This window comes from Mycobacterium sp. (genome assembly GCF_050701515.1).
Taxonomy (GTDB): Bacteria; Actinomycetota; Actinomycetes; order Mycobacteriales; family Mycobacteriaceae; genus Mycobacterium.
In genome coordinates, this window is record NZ_JBOGDB010000241.1 from 1 (window position 1) to 4497 (window position 4497).

General features: G+C 68.6%; 3 protein-coding genes and 1 pseudogene. All 4 read right to left on the reverse strand.

What is annotated here, in order from left to right; translation table 11 throughout:
• A pseudogene (locus ACRDU5_RS18685) lies at positions 1-237 on the reverse strand (rhomboid family intramembrane serine protease); the annotation flags it as partial.
• Between the two features lie 3 nt (positions 238-240).
• Positions 241-1128: a class A beta-lactamase gene (bla, locus tag ACRDU5_RS18690; protein ID WP_526616217.1), complete on the reverse strand. Its 888-nt coding sequence runs from the start codon at positions 1126-1128 to the stop codon at positions 241-243.
• 18 nt (positions 1129-1146) lie between these two features.
• Positions 1147-2499, reverse strand: coding sequence for a M16 family metallopeptidase (locus ACRDU5_RS18695; protein ID WP_526616218.1), 1353 nt, complete (start codon positions 2497-2499; stop codon positions 1147-1149).
• Positions 2477-4497, reverse strand: a 2021-nt coding sequence (locus ACRDU5_RS18700; RefSeq protein WP_526616219.1) for a polyribonucleotide nucleotidyltransferase, incomplete at its 5' end; no start/stop codon positions are given. The genes ACRDU5_RS18695 and ACRDU5_RS18700, both read right to left, overlap by 23 nt.

Below are 4497 nucleotides of genomic sequence, written 5' to 3' on the forward strand. Positions count from 1 at the left end.
GGTGACCACCGGGGTCGTCGAACCCGCTCGTCCGCCGAATTGCGTTCGCGGTTGTCGCACCGTCCGGGCACCCGCGCGGACGCATTCCTCGCATTGGTGGCCGACGGCGGCGTCGCGCATGCACTCCGGGCAGATGTAGCGGTGACACCGGGTGCAGCGGACGTACGTCGCCCGGTCCGGGTGGCGGTAACACCGCGGCACCTCGGCCGGTGATTGCGGTGTGCTCGGGACGGTCATGGCTTATCCCAACAGCCCGGGCACCATCAGGGTGGTGAGTTCGCCGATCAGCGGGCGCATATTGGGCGTATTCGGGTCGTCGGCCTGCGACCGGGTCATGATCGCGAGCAGCAACTTCTGGCCCTCCGGACCGTACGCGATGCCGACGTCGTTGGTGCTGCCGTAGTCGCCGTTGCCCGTCTTGTCGGCGCTGGTCCACCCCCCCGGTAGGCCGGGCCGGATGCTCGACGTCTCGTTCGCCCGCAGCCAGTTCTCCAGTCGCTGGCGTTGCGGCGGACCGAGCGCGTCGCCGGCGAGCAGGTTGCGGTAGCCGGTGCCCAGCGCTCGCGGCGTGGTGGTGTCTCGCGGGTCGCCAGGAACGGCCGAGTTCAGCTCGGTCTCCCACCGGTCGAGCCGGGACCGGTCGTCGCCGATGGTGCGGGCGAAGTCGGTTATCGCAGCGGGCCCGCCGATCGTCTCGAGCAGCAGGTTGCCCGCGGTGTTGTCGCTGACCTGCACCGCCGCCTGGCACAGCTCTGCCAGGGTCATCTCACCGCCGGCCCGCGGGCCGGTCACCGGTGAGTAGGTGACCACCTCGGCCGGATCGACAAAGACGGTCTCCTCCAGCGTCAACTCGCCGCGTTGCACCATCTGCAGCACCCGGGCGGCGGCGTAGCCCTTGAACGTCGAACACATCGAGAACGGCTCGCCGTCCAGGTGAGACACCGTACGGCCGGACTGCAGGTCGACCGCGTACACCCCAATCTTGGCGTTGTGCCGTTGCTGCAACGCCTCGATGCGTTCGTTGATCGGCGGGACCGGTTCGGCAAGGGCGGGTTTCTGCGCACATGCGGCGAGGCCGGCGAGCGTCAACCCGCCGACCAGCACGCTGCGTCGGGATAGTGGTTTCACCACTCCCACGGTAGGCGATCAGCCGGTGATGGCCCGAAGCGGCTGCGGCAGTGACCTTTTCGTCCGGTACGGGCCCATCACCGCAGCGCCGAACCGCCTGCTCAGCAGCCGGCGCGCCACGGCATTTACCTCGTCGGCCGTGACGTCGTCGATCATCGACAGCGTGTGGGCGATGCTGCGATGCTCGCCGAAGTTCAGCTCGCTGCGGCCGATGCGGTTCATCCGAGAACCGGAGTCCTCGAGCCCGAGGACCAGTCCGCCGCGCAGTGACCCCTTCGCGATTCGGCATTCGGCTTCGGTGATCCCGTCGGAAGCCACCGTCGCCAGCACATCCGTGGTCACCCGGACCACCTCCCCGAAGCGCTCGGGCAGGCACGCGGCGTAGACCGACAGCACGCCGCTGTCGGAAAACGTGTCCACCGCCGAATACACCGAGTAGGCCAGCCCGCGCGATTCGCGAATCTGCTGGAACAGGCGTGAACTCAAGCCCCCGCCGAGCGCGGTGTTGAGCACCGAGAGCGCCCACCGGTGCTCCCAGTGCCGGCCGGGGACGCGTACGCCCAGCGACATGTGGGTCTGCTCAGCATCTCGGTTGAGAACCCGCAGCACGGGCCGGCCCGTTACCCGGCCGGTGCCCTTGCGCGGCGGCACCGGGGTTCGGCCGCGCACCAACCGCGGGCCGAAGTGCTCGCGAACCAGCCCGACCACTTCGTCGTGGTCCACATTGCCGGCGACCGCCACGACCATCCGCTCGGGGGTGTAGCGGCGAACGTGGAACGAATGCAGTTGAGGCCGCGTCATCGCCGCGACGGATTTCGCGCTACCGATCACCGGGCGCCCCACCGGGTGCGCACCGAACACCGACGACATCAGGACGTCGCCCAGCGTGTCCTCCGGATCGTCGTCGCGCATGGCGATCTCCTCGAGCACCACGGCGCGTTCGAGCTCGACATCGTCGGGCGCGCAGCGGCCACGCAACACCACGTCGGCGACCAGATCGACGGCCAGCTCCAGGTCGGAGTCGAGCACATGCGCGTAGTAGCAGGTGTGCTCCTTGGCGGTGAACGCGTTCAGGTCACCACCGACGGCGTCGACGGCCTGTGCGATATCCACCGCGGTGCGGGTGGGGGTGGACTTGAACAACAGGTGTTCCAGAAAGTGCGCGGCGCCGGCGACGCTGGCACCTTCGTCGCGCGAACCGACCCCGACCCAGACGCCGACGGACGCCGAGTGCACCGACGGGATGTACTCGGTGACGACGCGCAGACCACCGGGCAGGGTAGTGCGGCGCACCGCGACAGATGTTTCATCCCCGCGTCGAGGGCGCCGCAGGGCCTGCCCTTTGGAACTAGCTACTGGTGGTCGCGGCATCGACCGGCGAATCAGCGGGGACAGCCGCGGCGTCCTGCGCGGCGTCTTCTTCGGACACCAGGACCAGAGAAATCTTGCCGCGATTGTCGATGTCGGCGATCTCGACGCGCAGCTTGTCGCCGACCTTCACCACGTCTTCGACCTTTGCGATGCGCTTGCCCCGGCCGAGCTTGGAGATGTGCACCAGGCCATCGCGTCCCGGCAGCAGCGACACGAACGCACCGAAATCGGTTGTCTTGACGACTGTTCCGAGGAACCGTTCGCCGATCTTGGGCAGCTGCGGGTTGGCGATCGCGTTGATCTTGTCGATCGCGGCCTGGGCCGACGGCCCGTCGGTGGCGCCGACGAACACGGTGCCGTCGTCCTCGATCGAGATCTGGGCGCCGGTCTCCTCGGTGATCGCGTTGATGACCTTGCCCTTGGGGCCGATGACCTCGCCGATCTTGTCGACCGGCACCTTGATGGCGGTGACGCGCGGCGCGTACGGGCTCATCTCGTCGGGGGCGTCGATCGCCTCGGCCATCACCTCGAGGATGGTCAGCCGGGCGTCCTTGGCCTGTGACAGCGCACCGGCCAGCACCTTCGACGGGATGCCGTCGAGCTTGGTGTCCAGCTGCAGCGCGGTGACGAAGTCCTTGGTGCCGGCGACCTTGAAGTCCATGTCACCGAACGCGTCCTCGGCGCCGAGGATGTCGGTCAGCGCGACGAACCGGCGCTCGGTGGTGCCGTCCTCGAGTTCGACGTCGTCGGACACCAGGCCCATCGCGATGCCGGCCACCGGGGCCTTCAGCGGCACCCCGGCGTTGAGCAGCGCCATTGTCGAGGCGCACACCGAGCCCATCGAGGTGGAGCCGTTGGAGCCGAGCGCCTCGGACACCTGCCGGATGGCGTACGGGAATTCCTCGACGCTGGGTAGCACCGGCACCAGCGCGCGCTCGGCCAGTGCGCCGTGGCCGATCTCGCGCCGCTTCGGCGAGCCGACGCGGCCGGTCTCACCGGTCGAGAACGGCGGGAAGTTGTAGTGATGCATGTAGCGCTTGGAGGTCTCCGGCCCCAGCGAGTCGATCTGCTGGGCCATCTTGACCATGTCCAGCGTCGTGACACCGAGGATCTGGGTCTCGCCGCGCTCGAACAGCGCGCTGCCGTGCGCCCGCGGCACCACGGCGACCTCTGCGGACAGCGCGCGGATGTCGGTGACGCCGCGGCCGTCGATACGGAACTGGTCGGTCAGGATGCGCTGGCGGACAAGCTTTTTGGTCAGAGTCCGGAATGCCGCGCCGATCTCTTTCTCCCGGCCTGCGTATTGCTCGGCCAGCCGCTCGAGCACCTCGACCTTGATCTCGTCCGTGCGCTCGTTGCGTTCGGCCTTGCCGGCGATGGTCAGTGCCTCCGAAAGCGCGTCGGTGGCCACCGAGGCGACGGCGTAGTAGACGTCGTCGCCGTACTCGGGGAAGACGGGGTATTCGCCGGTCGGCTTGGCGGCACGATCGGCGAGCTCCTGCTGCGCAGCGCACAGCAACTTGATGAAGGGCTTAGCGGCCTCCAGGCCTTCGGCCACAACGGCTTCCGTCGGCGCCTGCGCGCCACCCGCGACGAGTTCGACGACGTTCTCGGTGGCCTCGGCCTCGACCATCATGATGGCCACGTCATCGTCTTCGAGCACCCGGCCGGCCACCACCATGTCGAACACCGCGCGCTCGAGCTGTTGCACCGTCGGGAACGCCACCCAGGTGCCGTCGATCAGCGCGACGCGCACAGCGCCGACGGGTCCGGAGAACGGAAGGCCGGCCAGCTGGGTGGACGCCGACGCGGCGTTGATGGCCACCACGTCGTACAGATCGTTGGGATCCAGGGACATCACGGTGACCACGACCTGGATCTCGTTGCGCAGGCCGTTGACGAACGACGGCCGCAGCGGCCGGTCGGTCAGCCGGCAGGTCAGGATCGCGTCGGTGGACGGGCGGCCCTCCCGGCGGAAGAACGAGCCGGGGATCCGCC